Annotated in this window: 19 protein-coding genes, 1 pseudogene and 1 riboswitch; of the genes and pseudogenes, 8 read left to right on the forward strand and 12 right to left on the reverse strand. The window is 62.6% G+C overall.

Going from position 1 to position 26625, the window contains the following annotated elements; translation table 11 throughout:
- Positions 1 to 67 precede the first annotated feature (67 nt).
- Positions 68 to 820, forward strand: a complete 753-nt coding sequence (gene radC / locus EG244_RS00885; protein WP_124963117.1) for a RadC family protein — start codon at positions 68 to 70, stop codon at positions 818 to 820.
- A gap of 16 nt (positions 821 to 836) precedes the next feature.
- Here radC and EG244_RS00890 read toward each other — a convergent pair whose 3' ends face one another.
- The 4 genes and pseudogenes from EG244_RS00890 to carB all read right to left on the reverse strand — a co-directional run bounded on the left by EG244_RS00890 (position 837) and on the right by carB (position 10104).
- Positions 837 to 1418 carry a L,D-transpeptidase gene (locus EG244_RS00890; protein WP_124963118.1) on the reverse strand — a complete coding sequence of 194 codons (582 nt, stop codon included), beginning with the start codon at positions 1416 to 1418 and terminating at the stop codon, positions 837 to 839.
- Between the two features lie 13 nt (positions 1419 to 1431).
- The gene (locus EG244_RS20295; RefSeq protein ID WP_158617212.1) at positions 1432 to 1995 is read right to left on the reverse strand and encodes a CAP domain-containing protein; all 564 of its coding nucleotides are present in this window, start codon (positions 1993 to 1995) and stop codon (positions 1432 to 1434) included.
- A 388-nt stretch (positions 1996 to 2383) separates the two neighbouring features.
- Positions 2384 to 3479, reverse strand: a pseudogene (locus EG244_RS00900) (hypothetical protein); the annotation flags it as partial.
- Positions 3480 to 6774: 3295 nt separating this feature from the next.
- A complete protein-coding gene (carB, locus tag EG244_RS00910; RefSeq protein ID WP_124963120.1) occupies positions 6775 to 10104 on the reverse strand; it encodes a carbamoyl-phosphate synthase large subunit in 3330 nt (1109 codons plus the stop codon).
- Between the two features lie 223 nt (positions 10105 to 10327).
- On the opposite strand from carB, the gene EG244_RS00915 reads away from it, so the two are divergent.
- Entirely contained in the window at positions 10328 to 11680 is a 1353-nt protein-coding gene (locus tag EG244_RS00915) for an MATE family efflux transporter (protein WP_124963121.1), read from the forward strand.
- Positions 11681 to 11765: 85 nt separating this feature from the next.
- Here EG244_RS00915 and EG244_RS00920 read toward each other — a convergent pair whose 3' ends face one another.
- Both EG244_RS00920 and EG244_RS00925 read right to left on the reverse strand, forming a co-directional pair.
- Positions 11766 to 12503 carry an SDR family oxidoreductase gene (locus EG244_RS00920; RefSeq protein ID WP_124963122.1) on the reverse strand — a complete coding sequence of 246 codons (738 nt, stop codon included), beginning with the start codon at positions 12501 to 12503 and terminating at the stop codon, positions 11766 to 11768.
- A gap of 1 nt (position 12504) precedes the next feature.
- Entirely contained in the window at positions 12505 to 12741 is a 237-nt protein-coding gene (locus EG244_RS00925; protein ID WP_124963123.1) for an Lrp/AsnC ligand binding domain-containing protein, read from the reverse strand.
- Between the two features lie 147 nt (positions 12742 to 12888).
- On the opposite strand from EG244_RS00925, the gene EG244_RS00930 reads away from it, so the two are divergent.
- The 5 genes from EG244_RS00930 (at position 12889) to EG244_RS00955 (ending at position 18950) form a co-directional block, all read left to right on the forward strand.
- Positions 12889 to 13227: an STAS domain-containing protein gene (locus EG244_RS00930; RefSeq protein WP_124963124.1), complete on the forward strand. Its 339-nt coding sequence runs from the start codon at positions 12889 to 12891 to the stop codon at positions 13225 to 13227.
- On the forward strand, positions 13217 to 13678 hold the full coding sequence (locus tag EG244_RS00935; protein WP_124963125.1) for an ATP-binding protein: 462 nt from the start codon (positions 13217 to 13219) through the stop codon (positions 13676 to 13678). The genes EG244_RS00930 and EG244_RS00935 overlap by 11 nt, the downstream gene beginning before the upstream one ends.
- A gap of 1925 nt (positions 13679 to 15603) precedes the next feature.
- Positions 15604 to 15707, forward strand: a riboswitch (TPP riboswitch).
- Positions 15708 to 15743: 36 nt separating this feature from the next.
- The gene (gene thiB / locus EG244_RS00945; protein WP_124963126.1) at positions 15744 to 16733 is read left to right on the forward strand and encodes a thiamine ABC transporter substrate binding subunit; all 990 of its coding nucleotides are present in this window, start codon (positions 15744 to 15746) and stop codon (positions 16731 to 16733) included.
- Positions 16709 to 18256, forward strand: a complete 1548-nt coding sequence (locus EG244_RS00950; RefSeq protein WP_124963127.1) for an ABC transporter permease subunit — start codon at positions 16709 to 16711, stop codon at positions 18254 to 18256. The genes thiB and EG244_RS00950 overlap by 25 nt, the downstream gene beginning before the upstream one ends.
- Complete coding sequence (locus EG244_RS00955) at positions 18243 to 18950, forward strand: thiamine ABC transporter ATP-binding protein (RefSeq protein WP_124963128.1); 708 nt, start codon at positions 18243 to 18245, stop codon at positions 18948 to 18950. Before EG244_RS00950 ends, EG244_RS00955 begins: the two co-directional genes overlap by 14 nt.
- On the opposite strand, the gene EG244_RS00960 is transcribed toward EG244_RS00955, so the two are convergent.
- From EG244_RS00960 to EG244_RS00975, 4 genes are all read right to left on the reverse strand, one after another.
- Positions 18951 to 19931, reverse strand: a complete 981-nt coding sequence (locus tag EG244_RS00960) for an NAD(P)H-dependent flavin oxidoreductase (protein WP_124963129.1) — start codon at positions 19929 to 19931, stop codon at positions 18951 to 18953.
- 63 nt (positions 19932 to 19994) lie between these two features.
- A complete protein-coding gene (locus EG244_RS00965; protein WP_124963130.1) occupies positions 19995 to 21194 on the reverse strand; it encodes an acyl-CoA dehydrogenase family protein in 1200 nt (399 codons plus the stop codon).
- Positions 21191 to 21952, reverse strand: a complete 762-nt coding sequence (locus tag EG244_RS00970; protein ID WP_124963131.1) for an SDR family NAD(P)-dependent oxidoreductase — start codon at positions 21950 to 21952, stop codon at positions 21191 to 21193. The genes EG244_RS00965 and EG244_RS00970 overlap by 4 nt, the downstream gene beginning before the upstream one ends.
- 76 nt (positions 21953 to 22028) lie before the next feature.
- Entirely contained in the window at positions 22029 to 22670 is a 642-nt protein-coding gene (locus tag EG244_RS00975) for a TetR/AcrR family transcriptional regulator (protein ID WP_124963132.1), read from the reverse strand.
- A 118-nt stretch (positions 22671 to 22788) separates the two neighbouring features.
- Between EG244_RS00975 and EG244_RS00980 the strand changes: the two genes are divergently transcribed.
- Positions 22789 to 23922 carry an acyl-CoA dehydrogenase family protein gene (locus EG244_RS00980; RefSeq protein ID WP_124963133.1) on the forward strand — a complete coding sequence of 378 codons (1134 nt, stop codon included), beginning with the start codon at positions 22789 to 22791 and terminating at the stop codon, positions 23920 to 23922.
- A gap of 113 nt (positions 23923 to 24035) precedes the next feature.
- Here the strand turns inward: EG244_RS00980 and EG244_RS00985 are convergent, their stop codons facing one another.
- Both EG244_RS00985 and ilvC read right to left on the reverse strand, forming a co-directional pair.
- The gene (locus EG244_RS00985) at positions 24036 to 25349 is read right to left on the reverse strand and encodes an MFS transporter (protein ID WP_124963134.1); all 1314 of its coding nucleotides are present in this window, start codon (positions 25347 to 25349) and stop codon (positions 24036 to 24038) included.
- A 198-nt stretch (positions 25350 to 25547) separates the two neighbouring features.
- Complete coding sequence (gene ilvC, locus EG244_RS00990; protein WP_124963135.1) at positions 25548 to 26570, reverse strand: ketol-acid reductoisomerase; 1023 nt, start codon at positions 26568 to 26570, stop codon at positions 25548 to 25550.
- Positions 26571 to 26625 lie beyond the last annotated feature (55 nt).

The following is a 26625-nucleotide window of genomic DNA, read 5'->3' on the forward strand; positions in this document are numbered from 1 at the left end:
TGACCGGGCCCGGCTGTCGGGAGAGTATGTTAAGCGCATTTTAACCCTGAGCCGCCAGACTGCGGGGATGACCCGGGGCTTTTCGGATATCTCACCCACATTTTTTGACGCAGAGGCTGAACCGGTGGCGCTGGCCCCCGGGCCTGTGCCCTCCTATATCCGCGATCATCGCAAGCGGCTGCGGGCCCGCTTTATGCAGGGCGGGGCGGCCGCCATGCCGGATTATGAACTTCTGGAGCTGGTGCTTTTCGCCGCTCTGCCCCGGCAGGACGTGAAGCCACTGGCGCATAAGCTTCTGGAAATATTCGGGGACTTCAACGCCGTTCTGGCGGCCCCCCTGCCACGTCTGCTGGCGCTTGCCGGGGTGGGCGAGGCCGTCGCCTGCCATCTGAAGGTCACCGAAGCGGCAGCCGCCCGTATGATGCGGGCGCGGGTGCTGAACCGCCCGGTCCTCACTGGCTGGGCGGCGCTGCTGGACTACTGCCACACCGCCATGGCGCACCGCAGCATTGAGCAGTTCCGCGTGCTTTATCTCGACCGCAAGAACGTGCTGATCGCGGATGAGGAACAGGCGCGCGGCACCGTCGATCACGTTCCGGTCTATCCGCGTGAGGTGGTGAAGCGGGCGCTTGAACTCGATGCCAGCGCCTTCATTCTGGTCCACAATCACCCGTCCGGCGATCCCACCCCCTCAGACGCAGATATCGCCATGACCCTGAAGGTCGGGGATGCGGCGCAGGCACTTGGCCTTGTGCTGCATGATCATCTGATCATCGGTCGCGAAAGGGAGGTGAGTTTCCGGGCCAGCGGCTGGCTTTAGCCCCCGGCCCGAAGGATCACAGGAAGCGCACCTGGGTGCCGACCTGAACCAGCTCAAAGAGTTCTTCGACGTTGGGGTTGAACAACCCCACACATCCGGACGAGGCCGGACGACCGATTTTATCCAGATTGTCGATGCCGTGGATACGGTAATATTGCCAGCCAAGGTTCAGTGCGCGAGAGCCCATCGGGTTCTCCGGCCCGGGCGGGACGCTTGCCGGCAGGGTCGGGTCTGCGGCCCGCATCGTGGGCGTCGGAACCCAGGTCGGGTTCCGGCGCTTCAGCACGATCTCGGTATAGCCGAGCTGCGTGTGCTCCTCATCCCGGGGAACGGAGGAGGGATAAACCAGATAGGTCTGCTCATCCTCCGACCAGAAGTGCAGCACCCGCGAGGTCAGATCACACAGGATCGCACCCTTGCGCAGATGCTGAAAGTGGTCCTGCCAGCGCTGTGCGCTGAAGCCGGCGACATTGTGATGATGCCCCTGGGTCGGCTGCACCATGGTCACCTGTGCGCGCAGAAGGCCGGGGGCCGCAAGGCCCGCAGCGGCAAATGCGCCATAGCCCAGCAGGCGGCGGCGGTTGAAGCTCTGTGCCATCTCTTGTTCCGTTTTACTGACCCACATTCAGGGTCCACCAGAGTTTCATATCCGGGTCCTGAAAGGCCCCGATGCCCAGGCGGGTCGCGCGCGGGTCAAGCAGGATTGCGCGCAACTCGGGCTTTGCGGCCCAGGTTGCGATGGCCTGCACCTCGCTTTGGTAGGTCTCAGAGACCATCTCACCGAGGAAGCCGCCCTGAAAACCGGCCTGACTTGCCCGGTGGATCGGCGACGAGCCGTCCTCACCAAAGGCCCAGGCGCGTTTTTGCCGCGACATCGAAGCCGAGTGGCGCTCTGCCGCGCTGTTAAGCGATCCGTCGAGCGCCAGCGGCCCCAGACCTGCCGAACTGCGGGTGTTGTTGACGGTGTCCAGCGCACGTGCGCGCACCGCATCGATATTCTTCGGGGTGACAGCATAGTTGCTGCGGGCGGCCGCCCCGTCTTTGGTAAGGCGCGGCGCAGAGGTCGACGTCATATCAGCGCAGCCCGCAAGCAGCAGGGCCAGACCCAGAAGAAGGCCCGTGCGGTGCAGCGCCGGGGTGGCGGGGGGAAGACGTTCGGCGAGAGGGCTCATCATGCGATATTCCTGAAATCCGGCCGCACCTGGCCTGAGTAAGGGGCGTTTGGCAAGTGCTGCGGGCAAAATTTCGCGTGAGGCAGCTGTGAGACGCGCTGTATTGGTGTGGAGAAGCGTGCCAGTTTCCGCGCTGACTTGCGAGGGCGGGGCCGCTGTCCTTTGCGGAGGCGCTGTTGCTGTTACACAGCCCGGCCATGGGCCAGACCGCCCCTGCGCCCCCTCGCGGGTTATGCAGCACGAACGGTCATCGCTGTTCTTTCTCCTGCGATAGGGTTGAGGACTGAGCAGTCGAGCGCCACTGGTCCGGGAAGGATTGCGAAGGGCACGGACCTGGAGCTTTTCCACCTGCCTGTCGAAGTCCCTGGCCATGAGACGCTGGCCGGGCTGTTTAGGTGTTCAGTCCCGGCATCTGGTGGATCGGATCGAGGATGAATTTTTCCGGCTCTGAAGTCCGGATTTTGCAGATGTATTCATAAGGCGTGAGGCCGTTGAGGGTCTTCAGCCTGCGGGCGTAGTTATAGGCAGCCATATGGTCGCCAAGGTGCGCCCTGAGCTGCTGATGATCCTGATAGTGGAAGCGTTTGACGTTCAGCAGGAAAACGATCCCCCGGATCGTTTTCTGATCTGCTTCACCGTCTTTGATCGTTCGGTTCATCCGCTCGACCTGACCGTTTGTCGGGAAAACCAATCGCAGGGTATTTGATCCCCCGGATCAAATGCTTGCCCTGCTCATACCCGGACTGTTTTCTGATCCTCCAAACTCCAGGGGTGGTTGGGCTTCGTCAGCCGGTGTTCAATGCCATGCGCGTCACAGATCATGTCGAAGCGCATGGGGCGGAACCAGACCTGATTTCTGTTGCGCGGCTGATCTGCGAACCGGATGCCCTTCGCCATTGGGCTTGAACCAATGGCGCCTCAATGGCTCAGTCAGTGAGGATGGTGTGGATCCGATAAGGCACCACCTGCAGGAGATATTCGAGGAACTCCCAGGCGGTTTTCCGATCGGCTTTGTCGACCAGTTGGGTCAACGCGAACCTGCTGGTTCTGTCAATGCCCACAAAGAGATACAGCCAAGCGTCGGGCAAACGATCCCCCGGATCGTTGGCTGACCCTCCTCATACCTCCGCCGTCTGCACCTCGGCTATATCGAGGTGGAAGAACCCGATCGGGGTGCGCTTAAACTGCTGCCGCTTGGGCTTATCGCCGCTGATATCCTCCAGCTTTGAGATCCCGTGGCGCTGTAAACACCGATGAAGAGCCGATCTGCTCAGATGCGGGATGCCGGGCTGGAGGGCATAGAGATAATCGTCCAGGGGAAGCAGAGTGTGGCGCCGGAAGGCCACGACAATAGCCTCTTCTCCCTCGGTCAGAACGGTCGAACGGGGCTCCTTTGGCCCCGTCTTCTGAACTTCAACGGAGGATCGCTTACGCCATTTGGCGACCGTCTTCGGATTGATCCCGAGTTCCCGGCTCAGCTCCGCGAGCACTCAAGCCTGCCTTTGAACCAATGGCAGGCAGGCTTTCGTCTTGCGATCATTCGGGCCTGCCGTTGATCCGATGGCGGGCAAGCCCTCATTATTGCTGCTTGGACAGCGTGCCCTCGCCACGATCGAACCAGTGGCGTGCCATGGCTCGATCGTGGCGCTTCTATGACGAATTTGTCCCATAGGGCATCCTTCCATTCCTGCGAAAGGATCACACCATCAAACCGTGGGATCAAACACCTAAGGATGCAGTCAGAAAACTATTCCAAAAATATGCATGAATTATCTATTAGAATTGAAAAATGAGATTAATGGATATTACTCGATATATTAAATATCTCGGTTTAAAGACCTTGATGCGCTATACGCTGATCGTCGGCATAGTAAAAAGGCATTGAGCCTCTGGGAGAATGCTGTGGCATCCGCGGCTTTTGAGGCGCGTGAGGGAGAACCGGGGGCATGTGCCTCTGCCGACGCCGAGCGGTCCGCAAACCGTCTGATTCGTAAGGGCGAATGGGGCTGATGCCTGAGCGCAGGAGCGGGGGAGGGCCTGTTTCCAGGATGGAAAATTGTTCGTCCCATCGAGCGCAGCACTGGCCACACTCTCTTCAGGCCTGATGCCCGAGAGGTGCAGATGCGCAGGCAGTATCCGCAGGGCAGGGTGGGTGTTTTAGAAAGCCGGTCTCGCCGTTTCGAGGATTGCACACTCCAATATAGAGCGGGGGAGGCCTGTGATCTGAGCGCGCTTGCGGCCAATGGTGTTTGTTCTGGGCGCCGTTGCCAGATGGTGACGCGATTTGGCGTCTGTTGGTCAGGCTGAGGTCAGATGCAGATCAGGGGACCCGCAACCGGGATCCGTCGTCGCATGTGAGCCATACTGACACCAATCGGGGTAGCGTCACTGTCCAGTCAGATCTGAAGCCGAAGAATAAGTTGAATGCGGGCCGGACCGGCAGGCCGGGCCCTGACGCTGCAGCTGGCGCCCGGACCGACCTGCAGCGACGATAGCGGATGAATGTCCCGTCGATCGAAGGTCGGGCCCTGCCAGGGTGCAATGCTGACTGCGTTGAAGAGTTTGATCGTATATCAGTAATTTTAAATATCACTTAATAACGGTCATTATGATATTATAATGAATATTATTGCGTGAAAATATAGTGATTTTGCCTTATGATGAAGGCGCCCGGTGTGGCTAAAGAATACGGCCAGCGGCGGCTCAGGGCGGTGGGTATCAGATCAAATTTCTGCGCGGTGCCTGGACTGAGAGCGGTAAAATCTGTGGCTATCGCACAGTACATGGCTATCTGATGGCAGGGGGCGAAAGCATCTGCCCGTCACCCCCGGCGCCTGCCTGATACAGCTTACAGGGATTAAGCGGGAGATCGGCTGTAAACGTCGCCCTGGCAGCTATGGCGGCAAATCTGCAATCATTGTGGAACGCGAACGGTTCGAGAGGAACCGGCGAAGCCTCGGCTGGCCGCTCGACACCGATGCACCAGGCAGGGTTTGGGGGCCCGACATCACCTTCATCCGAACGCCGGAAGGCTTTGCTGACCCTGCGCCCTGCCATGGTTGCTCGAACAAATGGGGTAGTCATGGCTCGGGCATCGATCTGTAGCCCCGGCGTGTGGCCCGCTGGTCGCTGGAAAGCCGGCAGACAAGGGGTTCGTTCCAGAGGCCTGCTCTGGCCGTCTTGCGGCGCAAATCAATCAGAAAAGTGCCGGGTCATTCGGATCACGGCGGCCGGTTCACCAGCATGGACCGGACTGCATTTTGCGCGCACAGAGGCCCGCTCATTCCATGAGTCGCCGCTGTAAGTGACACGATACTGCGATCGTCGGGAGCTTCTTCTGGCGTGAGCGGATCGGCCGTATGACTGACGGGACCCGTTAAAAGGCAGGGCGGGACGTGTTTGATTGCGACGGCGCCAGGCGTACAGACGCGAAGAACGGGATGCTCTCGCCCGCTGAGAGTGGAGGGGGGGCGATGATGTGCCGCGCAGGTGTCTGAGAAACCCGGGCCTGCTGGGGTTGCCCTCCCTGAAGCAGGAAGTTTGTGCACTTCGGGTCAGAACGCCTGCGGTCTCCGGTCGCGCTGTGGCTTTTCCAAAGGCCATGGGTCGATATGGAGATCAGCATGATCGGGCCCGGATCTGTTCCGCGAGCTGCCGGGCCCTTAGCCTTAACTGGTTTTCCCAATCCTGATCTGATCGATCATTTCCCCTACAGGCAGTGTCTTCTTCGCAGTTACATCCATGACTGGGTCATACCGCCCCCCTTGCAACCGGATCCCGGTCATCAGCGGTCTGCGTCAGCATGGGCCAAAGCGGGCGCGTTCTTTTGTTTGCGAGGGCGACTGCCGCTGACATCCTGCGCTCAGCTGTCCGACCCGACCCGAAGCCGCAAAGCTGCGGATGCCTTGTCTGTGACCCGTGACCTGACGCCGATGTTAGGGAGGCGTCAGATGTCGGGCTTTGACACAGGACACACTGCTCTTCGCCCCTGATGAATGTGGGCCTGGCACCAGCCCCAGCCATGCAGAAAATCGCGTCCGGAGGGGAACTTGTGTGAAGGCCTCAACCGCAAGCGACCCGGCATCGTTTGCAGTCTGTCGCCTGCGGATAAGGGGGCGGGCGGCAACCGCCCCATCTGCTCAGTATCACTACGAGTCTCGACCAAAGCTTCTTTTGGGACTGCGCTGCTTCTCAGGAAGCCCCTGTGACGGCATAAGCTTGAAGCGCTGCGCAGTCTTCACCGGTCAACAACCGCAATCTGCCATTGCCGATCGCGACGCCCCTTTCCAGGGCAGGGCGAGCCCCCCTGACATAAGGGCGGGAGCCGACGCCAAGGCCTGTCGCTGAGCTTCGCTGTCGGAGCGCTGTGGAGTTCGAAAGCGGAGAAATGCCATCGATGGCAGCCTGACCCGGTGCATTCAGAGAGGCGCAGACGTTCGCGGTTTTCTGCGGCTGCGGTCTTCCATTCTCTCCTGCCTCAGACTTTGCTTTGCCTGCAGTCTCGCGGGAGTTTCGCAGTTGCGGCGATGGGAAGTGAGGGACATCAACCCGACATGGCTGGCCGGGCGCTTTGTTCAGGACAAACTCTCGCTGGCGCGGTGTCGAAAGGGGCGCATAAGAATGTAACGGCAGCGACAGTGACCTGAGATCAGCTAAATCTTTTGGGACAACAAAGGGAAGTCTGCCAAAATCACGAAAGGAAAGCCCGCCAGCGCGGCTCAGGGCAACCGAAAAGCCGGGCAACCTGGCTGCCCGGCTTTGAAATTTTTGAGAGAGGGGGGGTCAACCCTGGAGGGTGCGGACCCCGTAGCCTTCACCGCGGGCCCTGAGCGCAGCCACGACCGCGATCGAGGCGGCGGCGGTGGTGAAATAGGGGATCTTATCCATCAGCGCCGAGCGGCGGATGTCGCGGCTGTCAGAGACCGACTGCGTGCCCTCGGTGGTGTTCATCACCATAGCGATATCGCCGTTCTTCAGCGCATCGACGATGTTCGGACGGCCCTCGTAGACCTTGTTGATCGCGGTGGCAGCAATGCCTTCGGCGGCCAGCCATTTCGCGGTGCCGCGGGTGGCGGTCAGCTCAAAGCCAAGGGCGATCAGATCGCGGGCGGCATCGGCCAGAGCTTCCGATTTATCCTGATCTTTGACCGACAGGAACACGCGGCCGCTTTCCGGCAGGGTCACGCCTGCGCCCATCTGTGCCTTCAGGAAGGCCAGAGCGAAGGTGCGGTCCCAACCCATGACTTCGCCGGTCGAGCGCATTTCCGGCCCCAGAAGCGGGTCGACACCGGGGAAGCGGGCGAAGGGCAGCACCGCCTCTTTGACCGAATACCACGGGGTTTTCGGATCGGCGAGGGTCATCGGATCGGCCAGCGGCAGCGGGGTGTCCGGACCGACGTCTGCCGCATAGGGCGCGCGCAGCGGGAAGTTCGTCAGCGGCTCACCGGCCATCAGACGGGCTGCGATCGAGGCAATCGCCGAGTCGGTCGCTTTGGCGACGAAAGGCACCGTGCGCGAGGCGCGCGGGTTCACTTCCAGAACGAAGATCACGCCGTCTTTGATCGCGAACTGCACGTTCATCAGACCGACCACGTTCAGCGCTTTGGCCATCTCGATGGTCTGGCGCTTCAGCTCGGCCACGGTCTCATCCGAGAGCGAATGCGGCGGCAGGCAGCAGGCCGAGTCGCCCGAGTGCACACCCGCTTCCTCAATATGCTCCATGATGCCGGCGACATGCACGTCTTTGCCATCGCAAAGCGCGTCGACGTCGACCTCAATGGCGCCCGAGAGATAGCTGTCCAGAAGCACCGGGCTGTCGCCCGAAACCTGAACGGCGGTGGTGATATAGCGCTTCAGCTGCGCATCATCGCGCACGATTTCCATCGCGCGGCCACCCAGAACGAAGGAGGGGCGGATGACCAGCGGATAGCCGACGCGCTGTGCGATCTCAAAGGCCTGCTCGCCGGTCGAGGCGATGCCGTTGACCGGCTGCTTCAGGCCCAGATCGTTCAGCAGCTGCTGGAAGCGGCCACGGTCTTCCGCCAGATCAATGGCGTCCGGGGTGGTGCCAAGGATCGGGATGCCCTCTTCTTCCAGCGCGTTTGCCAGTTTCAGCGGGGTCTGGCCGCCGAACTGCACGATCACACCGTGAAGGGTGCCGTTTTCCTGCTCAACGCGCAGGATTTCCAGCACATGCTCCAGGGTCAGCGGCTCAAAGTACAACCGGTCCGAGGTGTCATAGTCGGTCGACACGGTCTCGGGGTTGCAGTTGATCATGATGGTCTCATAGCCCTGCGCGGTCAGCGCATAGCAGGCATGGACGCAGCAGTAATCGAACTCGATGCCCTGACCGATCCGGTTCGGGCCACCGCCCAGGATGACGACCTTTTTGGCATCCGAGGGGCGCGCTTCGCATTCCACATCGCCCATCGCCGGGGCTTCGTAGGTCGAATACATATAGGGGGTCTGCGCTTCAAACTCGGCACCGCAGGTGTCGATGCGCTTGAAGACGGCGGTGACGCCAAGGTTGCGGCGGGCCCGGCGGACCTGACCTTCATCGCGACCGGTCAGCATGGCCAGACGGGCATCGGTAAAGCCCATCATTTTCAGGCGGCGCAGGCCCGCTTCGGTGACCGGCAGACCCTCTTTGCGGATCTCGTTCTCAGCGTCCACGATTTCGCGGATGCGGGCGAGGAACCAGGGATCAAAGGAGGTGATGGCCTGAATGTCATCGTTGGTGAAGCCTTCGCGCATCGCCTGGGCGATGACACGCAGACGGTCCGGGGTGGCTTCCGAGAGCGCCTTCGAGATGGCAGCGCGGTCGGGGGCACCGGGGATCTCGATCTCATCAAAGCCCGAGAGACCGGTTTCCAGCGAGGCCAGCGCCTTTTGCAGCGATTCGTGGATGGTCCGGCCGATCGCCATAACCTCACCCACCGATTTCATCGCGGTGGTCAGGTTCGGCTGCGAGCCGGGGAATTTCTCAAAGGCAAAGCGCGGGATTTTGGTGACGACATAATCGATGGTCGGCTCAAAGGACGCCGGGGTCACGCGGGTGATGTCGTTGTCCAGCTCATCGAGCGTGTAGCCGACAGCCAGTTTCGCCGCGATCTTCGCGATCGGGAAGCCGGTGGCTTTCGAGGCCAGCGCCGAGGAGCGCGACACGCGCGGGTTCATCTCGATGACGACCATACGGCCGTCTTTCGGGTTGATCGCCCATTGCACGTTCGAGCCGCCGGTCTCAACGCCGATCTCACGCAGCACGGCGATCGAGCCGTTGCGCATGATCTGATATTCTTTGTCGGTCAGCGTCAGGGCAGGGGCCACGGTGATCGAATCACCGGTGTGCACACCCATCGGATCGATGTTTTCGATCGCGCAGACGATGATGGCGTTGTCCGCTTTGTCGCGAACCACTTCCATCTCATATTCTTTCCAGCCGAGCAGCGATTCATCGACCAGCACCTGCGCCATCGGCGAGGCTTCGAGACCCGAGCGCACAATCGCTTCATAGTCGTCGCGGTTATAGGCCACGCCACCGCCGGTGCCGCCCAGCGTAAAGGCGGGACGGATGATCGCCGGCAGGCCGATCTCTTCGAGATCCGCCATCGCCTGGGCGATACCTGCGTTGATGTCATATTTGCCGTTCGGCAGCTTCGGTGCGGCAACGATGGTCGCCTTGGGGTTCTCGATGCCCAGACGGTCCATGGCTTCGCGGAAGAGCTTGCGGTCTTCAGCCATCTCAATGGCTTCGCGCTTGGCGCCGATCAGCTCAACGTTGAATTTCTCCAGCACGCCCATGTCTGCCAGAGCAAGCGAGGTGTTCAGACCGGTCTGCCCGCCCATGGTCGGCAGCAGCGCGTCAGGACGCTCGATCTCGATGATCTTGGCGACGACTTCCGGGGTGATCGGCTCGATATAGGTCGCATCCGCGAGACCCGGGTCGGTCATGATGGTCGCGGGGTTCGAGTTCACCAGGATGACCCGGTAGCCCTCTTCGCGCAAAGCCTTACAGGCCTGAGCGCCCGAATAGTCGAATTCGCAGGCCTGGCCGATGACAATGGGCCCTGCCCCGATGATCATAATGGACTTGATATCGGTTCTTTTCGGCATGGGATCCTCTGGCGTTTCAGGCGGCAAATTGATCGGGGTTATAGGCATGGGCCGACGGATCGCAAGTCAATAACGGGGGAGCACCTGCGTTTTCCGCGCATCCGCAGCGCGGCCGCCGGGACCTCCTGCGCAGGACGGGGGGCGGCTCCTTGAGGAATCAACCGATCGCGGCTATGGCAGGTCTTTTACGGCCGCCCGTCGCGGTCCCTGCCGGATGGCTGCCATGATCCCCCGCTTATCAATACCCGCGCATATCCGTGCGCTTCTGATTCTTGCCCTGCCGCTGATTGGCAGCCATGTGGCGCAGGTCATCCTGCATGTCACCAATACCGTCATGCTCGGCTGGTACAGCGTTGAAGCCCTCGCCGGCGGCGTGCTCGGGGCCTCGACCTTCTTTATCGTTTTCCTGCTGGGGGCGGGCTTCGCGGCAGCCGTCATGCCGCTGGCGGCTGAGGCACTTGGCCGCGGAGATGAAACCCAGGTCCGGCGGGCGACACGGATGGGCATGTGGCTTTCGCTCGGCTTTTCGGTGCTGATCTATCCGGTCTTCTGGTTCTCCTATGACATCCTGATGGCCCTCGGTCAGCAGCATGAGGTGGCCGAAAACGCCCAGGCCTTCATGCGCGTCATCGGCCTCGGTATGGCCCCGGCGCTTCTGGTCATGGTGATGAAGAGCTTTCTCGCCGCCCAGGGGCGCGCGCAGATCGTGCTCTGGGTGACGGTGGCGGCGGCCTTTATCAATGCCGGGCTGAACTGGATCTTCATCTTCGGCAATCTCGGCATGCCAAAGCTCGGCATTCAGGGCGCGGGCCTGTCGACGGTCATGGTGCAAAGCTTCAGTTTCATCGCCATTTCTCTCTGGGCCGGGTTTCACCCGAAGATCCGCCATTTCCGCCTCTTCCAGCGGTTCTGGCGCGCCGATCCCGGCGCGCTGGCCCAGGTCTTCCGCCTCGGCTGGCCCATCGGCTTCACCTCTCTCATGGAGGGCGGGCTCTTCAACGCCGCCGCGCTGATGATGGGCTGGGTCGGCACGGTCGAACTCGCTGCCCATGGCATCGCGCTTGAGATCACCTCGCTCACCTTCATGATCCACGTGGGCCTCGCCAATGCAGCCACCGTGCGGGTGGGGCTTGCGCAGGGCGCGGGCGATGCGCGGCTCTTACGCGACGGCGCCTGGACGGCACTTTGCGTCAGCCAGAGCATCGGGCTCTTCATCATCGCGGCCTTCCTGATCTTCCCGGAACAGCTGATTGGCCTCTTTCTCGACGAGGCCAACCCCCGCGCCGCCGAGATCATCGCTTATGGCTCGGTCCTTTTGATGATGTCGGCGATGTTTCAGGTGGCAGATGCCGCCCAGGCCGTCTCGCTGGGCCTGCTGCGCGGCATCCAGGATACGAAGGTGCCGATGTATATCGCCGCGGTCACCTATTGGGGCATCGGCATCCCCGCGAGTTATCTGCTGGCTTTCAAATTCGGCATGGGGGGGCCCGGCATCTGGCTGGGCCTCGTGATCGGCCTCTCGCTCACCGCGGTCTGCCTGATCTGGCGCTTCCGCAGATCCGCGCCGCGCCCCTGAACTGCAAAAGGGCCGCGGACAGTCTCCCGCGGCCCCGACTTTGGCTTTTCTTAAATACTCATCTTTTAAATTCCGGCCGCCGCCCTCACCCCCGCCCGATCAGCGGCATGGCGCTCGCCATCAGCGTGGTCCATTGCGCATTGGCCTCCAGCGGCAGTGCCGCCAGATGCGCCACCGTCTCCGCCACGGTCGATAACTCCATCATCGGGGTTTCCTCCGCAGCCGGGTCCAGCGCCTTCATTCGCGTTACATGGGCATTCAAAAGCTCAGTGCGGGCATTGCCGATGTCGATCTGCCCCACCGCGATCCGAAAGGGTCGCCCGTCCAGTGACAGCTGCTTGGTCAGCCCCGTCACCGCATGTTTCGTCACCGTATAACAAACAGACCCCCAGCGCGGCGACTGCGCCGCCACCGAGCCATTGTTCAGAATGCGCCCGCCGATCGGATCCTGCCGGCGCATGATCGCAAAAGCCTCCCGGGCGCAGTAAAACATCCCCGTCTGATTGACCGCGACCGAGCGTGCCCAGTCCTCAGGGTCGATCTCATCAATCAGCCCCGCCGGCGTGAAAATTCCGGCATTGTTGAACAGAAAATCAAGCCGCCCGAAGCGCTCCACGGTCGCCCGAAAGGCCGCCGCGACCTGAGCCGCATCGGTCACATCGCAGCCCAGCGGCAGCGCCTCTGAAAAGCCCGATGCCACCTCCCCCAGCCGGTCCTCGCGCCGCGCCAGCAGTGTAACCCGCCAGCCCTGCGACAAAAGCCGGCGCGCCACCGCCGCCCCGATCCCGTCCGAGGCCCCGGTGACAATCGCGCAGCGGCTCATCTCAGAAGGCCCTGAAGGTCATCGTGGTCAGCGTCCGCACGATCCCTGGAATGTCAAAAAGGGCCCGCGAGAGATAATGCCCCACGTCCTCGCCTTCGGGGATATAGACCTTTGCAATCAGGTCGTATTCGCCCGAGGTTGAGAACAGCTCCGAGACCACTTCGCGGTCCCAGATGGCGCTGGCCACCTCATAGGTTTTGCCGGGCTGGCAGCGGAACTGAACGAAAACGGCGGTCATCAGCATCTCCCTCACGATCGGGCCAGAATAGGCGCGGGGGGGATAAAGGGAAAGACCCGCGACGCGTCCCGGCGCGCGGGGGGCGGCGGTTACTTTCTGTTAAGATGGTTTTGTCACAGTGGCTCCTGAGCAGGCGGGGGAATCAGGATGCAGATCAGCTGCGAAGAAACCGGCGGGGCCATGGTGGCACGGGTCTGTGAGGACCGGGTCGATGCCGCCGTCGCCCTCCGTTTCAAAGAGCGGATGCGTGAAATTTTGCAAAACCCCTCAGAACGGATCGTATTGGACCTGTCGCAGGTCGGCTTTCTCGACAGCAGCGGCCTCGGAGCGGTGGTGGCCGTGATGAAACTCGCCGGGCCAGAGCGGCGGCTGGAACTCGCAGGCCTGACCCCTACCGTGCAGAAAGTGTTCCGGCTCACCCGCATGGATCAGGTCTTCACCATTCATCCTGGGGTGCCTCAGGCAGGGAGGGGCGATGGCCACTGATCCGGTTCCGGAATTTCAGGGCCTTCGCCGGGTGATCACCGCTGATCCCTTTGAGGTGCGCCGCACCCTGCAGGAACTGCCGGGCACGATTGCCGGCGTCGCCCTTCATGAAGATCTGCGCGTCGCGCTGGAGATTGTGCTGGCAGAAGTGCTGAACAATATCGTCGAGCATGGCTACAACGGGCAGGGCGGCGATATTGAACTCTCCGTGCTGCCGATTGACTGCGGGGTCATGTGCCTCGTGACGGACAAAGGCCGCCCTCTCCCCGACGGCCGCCTGCCCGAGGGGCGCCTGCCCGACCTGCCGGACACCACCGCAGGCCTCGACGGTCTGCCGGAGGGTGGCTTTGGCTGGCACATGATCCGTGCCCTCGCCAGCGACATCCGCTTTGACCGTGTGCGGGGCGCCAATCAACTCCGCTTCTGCCTGCGCCCCGAAGCGGCCGCCTGAACCATCACGGGGCAACGCTCCCCCGTTTTGCTGCCGGAGCGCCGCTCTGCGATGTGGTGTGACAAGCCGCTTGAGGCGGAGGGTAAGGCCCCCCCTTGCGTGGTGCAGAAGCGCGTATCTTTGTGGCACTCACACCGCGCAAAATTTCCCTGCCTAACAGGGTACTGAAAAAGTCAGGCGATAAGAAAAATCTTACTGTCTTGCCCTGTGAACTTTAAAATATGCGCTTTAGCTCGTTTGCTGCAGCCAGGATCTCCTGACAGGCCAGAATGAAATCCAATCCTGCAAACAGCGATCAATCGACACTTCCGTTGCAATCAAAGGCAAAAAACCACTTTGATTTATTGGGTTTATACAACGATTTTATCACCTCCTGGGGCGTCACAGCAAGTGTCTGCTCGGTGAGACCGGTGATACATAGCAGTTGCCGCTCAGATCGTGACAAACTGGCGCGACAGCTGAAATATTCTGCCGACCTGACTTTTTCAGCAGCCTGCTAAGCGCATATGAGAGCTTGCGCAAAGGCCGACGGAGAGAAATTCTCCTGGCTCCTGGCTCCTGGCTCCTGGCTCCTGGCTCCTGGCTCCTGGCTCCTGGCTCCTGGCTCCTGGCTCCTGGCTCCTGGCTCCTGGCTCCTGGCTCCTGGCTCCTGGCTCCTGGCTCCTGGCTCCTGGCTCCTGGCTCCTGGCTCCTGGCTCCTGGCTCCTGGCTCCTGGCTCCTGGCTCCTGGCTCCTGGCTCCTGGCTCCTGGCTCCTGGCTCCTGGCTCCTGGCTCCTGGCTCCTGGCTCCTGGCTCCTGGCTCCTGGCTCCTGGCTCCTGGCTCCTGGCTCCTGGCTCCTGGCTCCTGGCTCCTGGCTCCTGGCTCCTGGCTCCTGGCTCCTGGCTCCTGGCTCCTGGCTCCTGGCTCCTGGCTCCTGGCTCCTGGCTCCTGGCTCCTGGCTCCTGGCTCCTGGCTCCTGGCTCCTGGCTCCTGGCTCCTGGCTCCTGGCTCCTGGCTCCTGGCTCCTGGCTCCTGGCTCCTGGCTCCTGGCTCCTGGCGCTGCATCTCGGGTTCTGGCGGTCACAAAGCGGCCCCTGGGTTTCGATCGTGGGGGCGCAGCCGCTGTGGTCCTCGCTGAGAACTCAGCTCGTTGGCACGTATCTGACCTGCTTCCCGCCGGACGGCAGGGGGGGGGCACGGCCTCGCGATATTGTCCGCCAGCGCCGGACTATCGGACTGACAGGAGAGCCCTGATCCTGTCGGATAAAGAGTGGCGGCGGGCGCGGGCCCGCTGTTGCTGCGAAGGTCTCCGGGGCAATTCCTTCCGGTGAGGCGGACCTCACCAAAAACATAAGCGCCTTGCCAGCCAGGCATCCATCCCCTGCCGTGCTTTTTCTGTAGAGCGATTTGGCTCCACCTGTGCGCGGATTGTCCCCCGATCAGGTGTCCGCTTGCCGCAGATCGGATTGTCGTCCGCCCCGGACATCCTGGTCCTGGCGGTTACAGAGCCGCCGCACAAAGGCGTCCGTGGCGATGGTGACCCAAGTGCGGGCAGATCCTGCTTTGCACTCTGCTTGTGAGGATCACACAGGGCTCACACATGCAGTCGATCCGGCGCAAAGGCTTCGCATTGCAACGGCAAGGCGCGCCGAAAGAACCGATAGAGCCGGGCAGGTCAAAGCAAATTGCAGGCTGTTGCGGAACCGGTGTGTCACCACATATCGTCAAACCACAAAGTGCTGTTCAGCGGAGCGGACCACCCCTGCTGCCAGGGCCGGAAACTCTGCCTGCGAAACGCGTCTGTGACAGCGGTTCGTTCATATGGGCATAACGACCTGTGAGAAACACGTGCAGAGCGACGGGGCCGGCAATCCGCTTCAGGCGTCTTCCGGCGGCGCCTCTCCCGGAGCGACATCTTGTCACCGCAGCCCGTTCCTCTATGCTGGCGGCACCTCGGGGTGTCAGGCTTGTCCTGGCTGAGACGCAGTGGCGAACCCGTTGAACCTGAACCGGCTCATACCGGCGGAGGGAAGGTGCATCGGGCCTGCCGGCGCTGCTTTCTCCGCTGCCACAAGGAGGCAAGGATGAAAGCCCTTATCTGTGCAGCTTCACTTCTCACCCTGACCGCGGGCGCGGGCCTGGCGCAAAAGCCGGTGCTGACCGTGCTGACCTATGACAGTTTTGCGGCCGACTGGGGGCCGGGGCCGATTGTGGAGAAGGCCTTTGAGGCGGTCTGCGGCTGCGATCTGCGGTTTTTGCCGGGCGGCGACGGGGCGGCGGTGCTCTCGCGTCTGCGGCTGGAGGGCGCGCGCTCTGAGGCGGATGTGGTCCTGGGGCTCGATACGGCGCTGACGGCGCAGGCCGCTCAGACCGGGCTTTTCGTGCCCCACGGTCAGGCAGCGGCGCCGGATCTGCCGGTGCCCTATGAGGATCCGCTGTTTTTGCCCTTTGACTGGGGCTGGTTCGCCTTCAATTATGACAAAACCCGGCTTCCCGCGCCGCCTGCCTCTTTTGAGGAGCTGGCGGCCTCGGATCTGAAGGTGGTGATCCAGGATCCGCGCTCTTCGACGCCGGGCCTGGGGCTGGTGATGTGGGTTAAGGCCGCCTATGGCGCGCGGGCGCCTGAGATCTGGGAGGGGCTTTCCGACAATATCCTGACCGTGACCCCCGGCTGGTCCGAGGCCTATGACCTTTTCCTGAAGGGCGAGGCGGATATGGTGCTCTCTTATTCCACCTCACCGGCCTATCATCTGATCGCCGAGCGGGATGACAGCAAGGCGGCGGCCGGTTTCGCCGAGGGGCATTATCTGCAGATCGAGGTGGCGGGTCAGTTGAAATCAGCGCGCGATCCCGAGCTTGCGCAGCGGTTCATGGCCTTTTTACTGAGCGGGGAGTTCCAGGCCGCGATCCCTGAGACGAACTGGATGTATCCGGCGAAAACTCCGGCGGCGGGGCTGCCTCAGGGCTTTGAGACCCTGATGCGTCCGGAAAAGTCTTTGCTGTTCACGGCGGAAGAGGCGGCGGCCCTGCGGGGTGAGGCGGTGGATGAATGGCGCAGCGCGCTTTCAAATTAAGCCGGAATCTGGCCGGGCGCGGGCTGGCGCTGCTGATCGCGCTGCTGATGGGCAGCGCGGCGCTGGCGCTGGCGCTGCAGTCGGGGCGGCCGGTGCTTTCGGCCTCGGACTGGGGGGCGGTGCGGTTTTCGCTGCTCCAGGCGGTGCTTTCGGCCCTTCTGTCGGTGGCCCTGGCTTTGCCGGTGGCGCGGGCTTTGGCGCGGCGGCGCTTTGCCGGGCGGGGGGTGTTGATTGCTGCCATGGGCGCGCCCTTTTTGCTGCCGGTGCTGGTGGCGGCTTTGGGGCTTTTGGGGGTTTTCGGACGCAATGGTCTGTTGAATCAGGCGCTTATGGCCATTGAGCTGCCGGGGGTGCAGATCTATGGCCTGAGTGGCGTGCTGCTGGGCCATGTGTTTTTGAACATGCCGCTGGCGGTGCGGATGCTGCTGCACGGCTGGCAGGCCATCCCGCAGGAGCAGGTGCGGCTGGCGGAGAGCTTAGGCCTTGGCCCGCGCGCGCAGTTTCGCCATCTGGAGGGGCCGATGCTGCGTCAGGTGCTGCCTGGCGCGCTTCTGGCGGTCTTTCTGGTCTGTCTGAGCAGCTTTGCGCTGGTGTTGATCCTGGGCGGCGGGCCAAAGGCCACCACGCTGGAGCTGGCGATCTATCAGGCGGTGCGCTTTGATTTTGATCTGCCCCGGGCGGCGGCGCTGGCGCTGGTGCAGTTTGGCCTTTGTGCGCTGGCGGTGCTGCTGGCGGGGGGGCGGGCGCGGCTGCCGATGGGGGGCGGGCTCGACCGGGCGCAGGCGCTGCCAAGGCCCGGGGGCTGGCGGCTGGGCTTTGATGCGTTGGCGCTTGGTCTTGCGGCGCTGTTTCTGGCAGCGCCCCTGGCGGTGGTGGTGCTGCGCGGCCTGCCGGGGCTGCTGAGCCTGCCGCCGGTGGTCTGGCAGGCGGCGCTGACTTCGGTGCTGATGGCGCTGGCGGCGGCCTTTCTTTGTGGGCTGTGCCTGCTGGCGCTGACGCCCGCGGCGGTGGCCGGGCGGCGCGGCGTAGAGCTGGCGGCCATGGCCCCCATGGCGACCTCGGCTCTGGCACTGGGGGCGGGGCTCTTTTTGATCCTGCATCCCTTTGTGGCGCCTTCCGCGCTGTCGCTGCCGATCACGGTTTTGGTCAATGTTCTCATGGCGCTGCCCTTTGGGCTGAGGCTTCTGATGCCCGCCTGGGCTGCGGCAGAGGCGGGGCAGGGGCGGCTGGCCGAGAGCCTGGGGATGCGCGGGATGTCGCGGCTGCGTTTCGCGCTGCTGCCGCGTTTGCGCCGGCCCTTTGGCATGGCGCTTGGGGTGGCGGCGGCTTTGTCGATGGGGGATCTGGGCGTCATTACCCTTTTCGCCAGCGACCAGAGCCTGACCCTGCCCTTGCAGGTCTGGAGCCTGATGGGGGCCTATCGCAGCGCCCAGGCCGAAGCGGCGGCGCTGCTGCTGGTGCTGCTTTCCTTCGGGCTTTTTGCGCTTTTTGATCTTTGGGGGCGACGCAATGCTGCGGCTTGAGGCTTTGACGCTGGTGCAGGATGACTTCCGTCTGAGCGCCGATTTCACCATTGAGGCGGGTGCGCGTGTTGCGGTCATCGGGCCTTCAGGGGCGGGAAAATCCTCGCTTCTCTCGGCCATTGCGGGGTTTTACGCCCCGGCCTCTGGGCGCATTTTGTGGGCGGGGCGCGAGATCGGCGCGCTGGCCCCTGGCGCGCGGCCGCTGTCGATGCTGTTTCAGGACGGCAATCTGTTTCCGCATCTGAGCGTGGCGGATAATCTGGGTCTCGGGATCTCTCCGGATCTGCGGCTCAGCGCGGCGGACCGCGACCGGATCGCGGCGGCGCTGGAGCGGGTGGGCCTTGCGGGCTTTGGCCCCCGGCGTCCGGCGCAACTCTCCGGCGGAGAGCAGTCGCGGGTGGCGCTGGCGCGGGTGCTGCTGCGCGCGCGGCCCCTTTTGCTGCTGGATGAGCCTTTCGCGGCACTTGGCCCGGGGCTGAAGGAACAGATGCTTGATCTGGTGGCAGAGCTTTGCGCGGCGACGGGGATCACGCTTTTGATGGTCACCCATGATCCGCAGGATGCGCTGAGGCTTTGTCCGCAGACGGTGCTGGTGGCGCAGGGCGTGGCCCGCGCCCCGCAGGACACAGGCCCTTTCCTGGTCGATCCGCCCGAGGTGCTGCAAAACTACCTCGGGGGGCGGCGCTTTTTGTGATCAGCCGCGCGCAAAGCGGGCAAGGCGGGTGTGGATGATCTCTTCGGCCTCTGCGACGATGCGTGAGATCAGTTCCTGGCAGGTCGGGATGTCATGGATCAGGCCCTGGACCTGGCCGCCCCAGATCAGCCCTGCATCAATATCCCCGGAGTTCAGCGCCTGACGGCCCTTTGCCCCGGCCACGAGGGGCTGGATGTCTTTGAATTCCACATCCGGGCGGGCGCTGATTTCCAGCACCTTTTCGGCGACCGAGTTCTTCGTTACGCGGCCGGTGTTTTTAAAGCCGCGGAAGATCAGCGCGGTATCGCGCTCGTTGTTTTTGATCAGCAGTTCCTTGACGTTGTCATGGATCGGCGCCTCTTTGGTCACGCAAAAGCGCGTGCCCATGTTGATGCCTTCCGCGCCAAGCGCCAGGGCCGCCACCAGCCCGCGCCCGTCGCCAAAGCCGCCCGAGGCCAGCATCGGCACTTTGATCTGATCGGCGGCCGCCGGGATCAGCACAAGACCCGGCACGTCATCTTCGCCCGGGTGGCCCGCGCATTCAAAGCCGTCGATCGAGATGATATCGGCGCCCATTTTCACAGCCGACAGGGCATGGCGCACCGAGGTGCATTTGTGCAGCACCGTGATGCCGTGGGATTTGAAATCCTCAACATGCTCCTGGGGGCGGCCACCGGCGGTTTCAACGATCTGAATGCCGCTGTCGATAATGGCTTTGCGGTAATCCGCATAGGGCGGCGGATTGACCGAGGGCAGCACGGTCAGGTTCACGCCAAAGGGCTTGTCGGTCAGGCTGCGGCAGCGCTCAATCTCGCGGCGCAGCTCATCGGGGGTGGGCTGCGTCAGCGCGGTAAGGATGCCAAGCCCCCCGGCATTGGAGACGGCCGCTGCCAGATCGGCGGTACCGACCCACATCATGCCCCCCTGCACGATGGGATGCTCAATCCCGAGCATCTCGGTAATACGGGTTGAAATCGCCATGTTCGCTCCTCCGCTGGCCGTCGTCTTCGGCCCCCGGGGAGGGGGGCCGGTCTGTGCTTCAGGTCAGACCTGATGCGCCTTCAGATACTCGCGGCGCAATTTGCGTGACAGGGACCATTTATGGACCTCGGTCGGGCCGTCGTAGATGCGGAAAGCGCGGATTTCGCGGAAGATCGTTTCCACGATGGTATCGCGCGTCACGCCCTGACCGCCCATGACCTGCACGCAGCGGTCCGCCACGCGCATCAGCGCCTCTGAGACCGCCACTTTCGCCATTGAGCTTTCCGTGCCGCCATCCGCCCCGCTGTCGAGGATATCGGCGCACCAATAGGTCATGAGTTCCGCCTGCTTCAGATCCAGCAGGTTTTCGGCCAGCATGAAGCCCACGCCCTCATGTTCAATCAGCAGCTTGCCAAAGGCCTTGCGGCGGCAGGCGTAATCGACCGCGATCTCATGGGCGCGGATGCAGCCGCCCAGCCAGCGCATGCAATGCGAGAGCCTGGCCGGGGCCAGACGGACCTGGGCGTATTTGAACCCCTCGCCGCTTTGACCCAGCATCTGATCGGCGGGGACGCGCAGATTGTCGATATGGATGACCGAATGGCCCCCCGGCATCGAGCCGTCGATGGTATCAAGCACGCGCTCAATCTTAATCGCCGGATGCGGCAGGTCGACGAGGAACATACAGGCGCCCTCCTCCGACTTTGCCATGATGATGCCCACCTTTGCGCCCAGGGCGCCGGTGATCAGCGTCTTGCGGCCGTTGATGACCCAGTGATTGCCATCCGGCACACAGGTCGTCAGCATCATCGACGGATCCGAGCCCGCGCCGTTTTCATCGGCGGGTTCCGTCATAAAGAAGGCCGAGCGGGCATCACCCGCCACCATCTGATTGAGGAAGCGCTCTTTCAGCTCGGGCGAGGCGACCTTGCCGAGCAGGAACATATTCCCCTCATCCGGGGCAGAGGTGTTCAGCGCCACCGGCCCCAGCGGCGACAGCCCTGAACGGATCAGCACGGCCGCGGTCTCGCGCTGCGTCAGATGGCCGGTGCCGCCCGGGATATGCGGGGTGATAAGGCCTGCGGCCTTGGCCTTTTCGCGCATCTCCACGACCATCTCTTCGAGCGGGCCATGGCTGTCGCGGCGGGTGTCTTTTTCGTAAGGCACCACCGTGTCGCGCACAAAAGCCTCGATCTGATCGGCGAGGGCCAGCGCGCGTTCGGAAATGCCGAAGCGTTCGACGGAATATGCGCTGTAGCTCATTTCGGGGCCATCCGGATTGCGCCATCAAGGCGGATTACTTCACCGTTGAGCATCGGGTTCTCAACAATCGACTGTGCGAGCTGCGCATATTCTTCCGGGCTGCCCAGGCGTGCCGGGAAGGGCACCTGACGGCCAAGGCTGTCCTGGGCCTCCTGCGGCAGCGAGGCCAGCAGCGGCGTCAGGAACAGGCCTGGTGCGATGGTCATCACCCGGATGCCATAGCGCGAGAATTCCCGCGCGATCGGCAGCGCCATGCCCACGATGGCGCCTTTCGAGGCCGCATAGGCAGCCTGGCCGATCTGGCCCTCAAAAGCGGCTACCGAGGCCGTGTTGATGATGACGCCGCGCTCTTCGCCGATCAGATCTGCGGTATGGACGGCAGCGGCGAATTTCGACAGGACGTTGAAGCTGCCGACCAGATTCACGTCGATGATTTTGGTGAATTCTTTCAGCGGGATGGCCTTGCCGTCGCGGTCGATCACCTTGGCCGGCGGCCCGATGCCCGCGCAGTTCACCAGGATGCGCGCCTTGCCGTGCAGGCCCTCGGCCTCGGCAATCGCGGCCTCAACCGCCGTCTCGTCGGTGACATTGAGTTTGATGAAATGACCGCCGATCTCAGCGGCTTTCGCAGCGCCAAGGGTCTCGTTCATGTCAAAGATGGTGACTTTTGCGCCCGCTTTCGCCAGCCGCGCCGCCGTGGCCCCGCCAAGGCCCGATGCGCCGCCGGTTACGATCGCTGCCTGTCCGTCAATAATCACGGATGATTCCTCCCTTGAATAGTCTGATGAGATTGTCAGACATTTTTGATGACTTGAACAGTCGGACTGTGAAAATTCACGATTTTTGGCTGCGAAGGCCGGTCAAAAGGGTGGCAACGGTCAGCTTTGCGGTCTCTTCCCGCCCCATCGGGCCATCGGGGCGGAACCAGCTGCCCAATGAATTCAGCGCCAGACCAAGGGTGAAGGCCGCAATCCGCACATCCGGGACCCGAAGCGAGCCGTCTTCCACCCCGCGGGAAATGGTCCGCCGGATCAGAGCGTCGATCTCGCGCTTGAGGGCGCGGAACTGCGCGCGGCTTTCAGGCGAGAGCAGGTGATCCTGGGTGCGGGCGACGCAGATGCCGAAATCATCCATCATTTCAAAGGCATGGGCCATCATCATCGCCTCCAGCGCCTGAGCGCCCGACAGCCCCTCCTGATCGGTGGCCCGCATGGAATCGGCCAGAGCATTCAGCCCGCGCCGGGTGCATTCCATCAGGATTTCGTCTTTATTGGCGAAGTAATGATAGATCGTCGGCTTGGTGACGCTGAGGGCGGAGGCCACATCATCGAGCGAGGTGGCGTGATAGCCCTTTTCATTGAAGAAGCGCGCGGCGGTGCGCAGCACGGCTTCGCGTTTGGCCTCGCGCTCGCGCTCACGCTCATCGGCGCTGGTCCAGGGAGAGGGGCTTGCGCTGCGGCGGGCGGTACGGGCCAAGGCGGTCTCGCTTCTGAGGGGACGCGGTGATACCCTGATGATACTGTTGCGTCACAAACTTACTTGTCAGTATAGATATTACCTATGAGAACATCATGCGTCAACGGGAGGAAAGACCATGCTGCTGTCTGAAGATCAGGTCCTGATCCGCGATATGGCGCGCCGCTTTGCGGCGGAGCGTCTGGCCCCGCAGGCCGCCGCCTGGGATGAGGGGCATGTTTTCCCCGCAGAGGTCCTGCGCGAAATGGGCGAGCTGGGGCTGCTGGGCATGCTGGTGCCCGAGGCCTGGGGCGGGACCTTTACGGATACGCTGGCCTATGCCCTTGCGATTGAAGAGATCGCCGCCGGTGCGGGCGGGCTTTCGACCATTATGTCGGTGCATAATTCCGTGGGCTGCGTGCCGATTTTGCGCTTTGGGACGGAGGCACAGAAGGAAAAATACCTCCGCCGTATGGCCTCGGGCGAGTGGCTCGGGGCTTTTTGTCTGACCGAGCCGCAGGCGGGCTCTGATGCGGCGGCGCTGCAGACGCGGGCTTTGCGCACGGATCGGGGCTGGCGGCTGAACGGGGTGAAGCAGTTCATCACCAGCGGGAAAAACGCAGATGTGGCGATCGTTTTTGCGGTGACGGATCCGGCGGCCGGTAAAAAGGGCATCTCGGCCTTTATCGTGGAGACGGCCCTGCCGGGCTGGCGGGTGGCCTCGGTTGAGCGCAAGATCGGGCAGCATCTGTCGGATACGGCGCAGATCGCGCTGGAGGATCTGGAGGTGCCTGAGGGCAATATGCTGGGCGCCGAGGGTGAGGGCTATAAGATTGCCCTCGCCAATCTGGAGGGCGGCCGCATCGGGATTGCAGCGCAGTCGGTGGGCATGGCGCGTGCGGCCCTGGAGGCGGCGGTGGCCTATGCCAATGAGCGCATCTCGATGGGAAAGACGCTGATCGGCCATCAGGCGGTGGCCTTCCGGCTGGCGGATATGGCGACCCAGGTGGCGGTGGCGCGGCAGATGGTGCTGCATGCGGCGGCGGTGAAAGACAGCGGCGCGCCCGCGCTGGTCGAGGCGTCACAGGCCAAGCTCTTTGCCTCGGAGATGGCGGAGAAGGTCTGCTCGGATGCGATCCAGGTTTTTGGCGGCTACGGCTATACGAAAGACTTCCCGGTGGAGCGGATCTGGCGCGATGTGCGGATCACGCAGATCTATGAGGGGACTTCGGATATTCAGCGCATGGTGATTGCGCGAAGCCTGCAGGGGTAGGGTCGGGCTGCCGGGGGGGCCGGGAGCGGGCGTTTTATGAGTATTTGGAAAAAGCCAATGGCAAAGGGGCGGCGCGTTTCGGCGCCGCCCCTTATTTGTTTCAGTGCCGTGGCTCAGACTTTGTTTTTGCCGAGCGCGAGCACGCAGAGGAAGGTGATGACCGCAGAGGCGAGCAGGTAATAGCCCACATGGGTCATGCCGTAGTTGGTTTGCAGCCAGGTCGCCGCATAGGGGGCCAGCGAGGCGCCGAAGATGCCTGCGAAGTTGAAGGTCATCGACGAGCCGGTGTAGCGGATGGAGGCCGGGAAGGGGGCCGCCAGGGTCGCGCCGATCACCCCATAGGTCAGGCCCATCAGGAACATGCCGATGGTGACGAAGGGATAGATGTTCAGCGCGCCGTCGGCGCCAGGCGACATCAGCGGCGAGAGGCCGAAGGAGAAGAGGCCGATCGCGGCGGTCACCACCAGGAGGAAGGCGTAGCGGCCGGTTTTGTCGGCGACTTTGCCGGCGAGGATGATGCCGATCCCGAAGATCACCGAGCCAAAGATCTGCACCAGAAGCGCGTCTTTGAAGGGGATGCCCACAACTTTGACGTTATAGGACAAGAGCCAGGCGGTGCAGATATAGAAGAGCACAAAGGTGACCAGAGCGGCGAAGGTGCCGAGGAAGAGGGTCATCTTGTATTTGGTGAAGACCTCTGCCGCGGGCAGCTTTACGCGCTCTTTTTTCTTCAGCGCATCCGTGAATTCCGGGGTCTCGGTGATCGACAGGCGCACCCAGAGGCCAAGCCCGATCAGCAGGATCGAGGCGAGGAAGGGCAGGCGCCAGCCCCAGGAGAGGAAGGCCTCTTCGTCGATGACATGCAGCAGGATCCAGAAGAAGCCCGACGACAGGAAGAGCCCGACCGGCGCGCCGAGTTGCGGGAACATGCCATACCAGGAGCGTTTGCCCTCGGGTGCGTTCTCGGTGGCAAGAAGCACCGCGCCGCCCCATTCACCGCCAAGGCCGAAGCCCTGACCAAAGCGGCAGAGCGCGAGCAGCAGCGGGGCTGCGACGCCGATCTGTTCGTAGGTCGGCAGCAGGCCGATGATGATCGTTGAGACCCCCATGGTGAGAAGGGCCGCGACCAGAGTGGCTTTGCGGCCCACGCGGTCGCCGAAGTGGCCAAAGACCAGCGCGCCGAAGGGGCGGGCGAAGAAAGCGATCGAGAAGGTTGCGAAGCTTGCAAGCAGCGCGGTCATCGGGTCGCTTCCGGGGAAGAAGAGCACCGGGAAGACCAGCACGGCCGCCGTCGCATAGGCGTAGAAGTCGAAGAATTCGATCGTGGTGCCGATCAGTGAGGCTGAGAGCACCTGGGCGGGGGAGTTTTTCCGCGGCGCTGCCTTTTGGGCACCGGCGGGAGAGCTTTGAGAAGACACTTTGGTCACCGGGTAATTTTATTTCGTTATGGGTTCGATTTTTGAAATCGAAGCGACTGATGACCGGGTAACCGTCAGGGCAAAGGGTTGAAAGGTGAAAGAATGTCGCGGGTATCAGCTATGCGTAAATTGCATGGCTGGTGCTTAAAATGCAAACCGGGCGGGGAGATCCCCGCCCGGTCTTTGTGCAGATTGAAAAGGCCGCGATCAGTTGCGGGCTTTGTCGACCATTTTGCCTTTGGAGATCCAGGGCATCATTTCGCGCAGTTTCGCACCGGTCTGCTCGATCAGATGCTCGTCGTTGGCGCGGCGCGAGGCTTTGATGGTCGGCTGGCCGACAGCGTTTTCGAGCATGAAGTCGCGCACGAATTTGCCCTGCTGGATGTCGGTGAGGACTTCTTTCATGCGGGCTTTGGTCTCTTCGTACTTCAGAATGCGCGGGCCGGTGACGTATTGGCCGTATTCTGCGGTGTTCGAGATCGAGTAGTCCATGTTGGCGATACCGCCTTCATAGATCAGATCGACGATCAGTTTCACTTCGTGCAGGCACTCGAAGTAGGCCATTTCCGGGGCGTAGCCGGCTTCGACCAGGGTCTCAAAGCCGCAGCGGATCAGCTCAACCAGACCGCCGCAGAGCACGGCCTGCTCACCGAAGAGGTCGGTTTCGCATTCTTCGCGGAAGTTGGTTTCGATGATGCCCGAGCGGCCGCCACCGATCGCCGAGCAATAGGACAGACCGATTTCCATCGCTTTGCCGGTTGCGTCGTTGTGAACGGCGACCAGGCAGGGAACGCCGCCGCCTTTGGTGTATTCGCCACGCACGGTGTGGCCCGGGCCTTTCGGGGCCATCATGATGACGTCAACGCCGGCTTTCGGCTCAATAAGGCCGAAGTGCACGTTCAGCCCGTGAGCGAAAGCAATCGCAGCGCCTTCACGGATGTTGTCGTGGACGTATTTTTTGTAGGTGTCGGCCTGCAGTTCGTCGGGCATGGTGAACATGATGACGTCGCACCAGGCAGCCGCTTCGGCGATGCCCATGACTTTCAGGCCTTCCGCTTCGGCTTTCTTCGCCGAGGCCGAGCCTTCGCGCAGAGCGACGACGAGGTTCTTTGCACCCGAATCGCGCAGGTTCAGCGCATGGGCGTGGCCCTGCGAGCCGTAGCCGAGGATGGCTACTTTTTTGTCTTTGATCAGGTTCACATCGCAATCGCGATCGTAATAAACGCGCATGTCCGCATCCTTTCGGGTTCTGTTGCGCCTAATCTACCGGTTTTCGCAAAAGTCT

The organism is Falsigemmobacter faecalis (assembly GCF_003863335.1).
GTDB classification, from domain to species: Bacteria; Pseudomonadota; Alphaproteobacteria; order Rhodobacterales; family Rhodobacteraceae; genus Wagnerdoeblera; species Wagnerdoeblera faecalis.

What these genes read in the sequence shown, in the direction of transcription:
- EG244_RS00960 (WP_124963129.1), bottom strand. Translation starts at nt 19,931, where the DNA reads ATGGCGATTTCAACCCGTATTACCGAGATGCTCGGGATTGAGCATCCC.
- EG244_RS00890 (WP_124963118.1), bottom strand. Translation starts at nt 1,418, where the DNA reads ATGGCACAGAGCTTCAACCGCCGCCGCCTGCTGGGCTATGGCGCATTT.
- EG244_RS20295 (WP_158617212.1), bottom strand. Translation starts at nt 1,995, where the DNA reads ATGATGAGCCCTCTCGCCGAACGTCTTCCCCCCGCCACCCCGGCGCTG.
- EG244_RS00925 (WP_124963123.1), bottom strand. Translation starts at nt 12,741, where the DNA reads ATGACCGCCGTTTTCGTTCAGTTCCGCTGCCAGCCCGGCAAAACCTAT.
- EG244_RS00920 (WP_124963122.1), bottom strand. Translation starts at nt 12,503, where the DNA reads ATGAGCCGCTGCGCGATTGTCACCGGGGCCTCGGACGGGATCGGGGCG.
- EG244_RS00915 (WP_124963121.1), top strand. Translation starts at nt 10,328, where the DNA reads ATGATCCCCCGCTTATCAATACCCGCGCATATCCGTGCGCTTCTGATT.
- EG244_RS00930 (WP_124963124.1), top strand. Translation starts at nt 12,889, where the DNA reads ATGCAGATCAGCTGCGAAGAAACCGGCGGGGCCATGGTGGCACGGGTC.
- radC (WP_124963117.1), top strand. Translation starts at nt 68, where the DNA reads ATGACCCGGGGCTTTTCGGATATCTCACCCACATTTTTTGACGCAGAG.
- EG244_RS00935 (WP_124963125.1), top strand. Translation starts at nt 13,217, where the DNA reads ATGGCCACTGATCCGGTTCCGGAATTTCAGGGCCTTCGCCGGGTGATC.
- EG244_RS00950 (WP_124963127.1), top strand. Translation starts at nt 16,709, where the DNA reads ATGGCGCAGCGCGCTTTCAAATTAAGCCGGAATCTGGCCGGGCGCGGG.
- EG244_RS00965 (WP_124963130.1), bottom strand. Translation starts at nt 21,194, where the DNA reads ATGAGCTACAGCGCATATTCCGTCGAACGCTTCGGCATTTCCGAACGC.
- EG244_RS00980 (WP_124963133.1), top strand. Translation starts at nt 22,789, where the DNA reads ATGCTGCTGTCTGAAGATCAGGTCCTGATCCGCGATATGGCGCGCCGC.
- ilvC (WP_124963135.1), bottom strand. Translation starts at nt 26,570, where the DNA reads ATGCGCGTTTATTACGATCGCGATTGCGATGTGAACCTGATCAAAGAC.
- thiB (WP_124963126.1), top strand. Translation starts at nt 15,744, where the DNA reads ATGAAAGCCCTTATCTGTGCAGCTTCACTTCTCACCCTGACCGCGGGC.
- carB (WP_124963120.1), bottom strand. Translation starts at nt 10,104, where the DNA reads ATGCCGAAAAGAACCGATATCAAGTCCATTATGATCATCGGGGCAGGG.
- EG244_RS00955 (WP_124963128.1), top strand. Translation starts at nt 18,243, where the DNA reads ATGCTGCGGCTTGAGGCTTTGACGCTGGTGCAGGATGACTTCCGTCTG.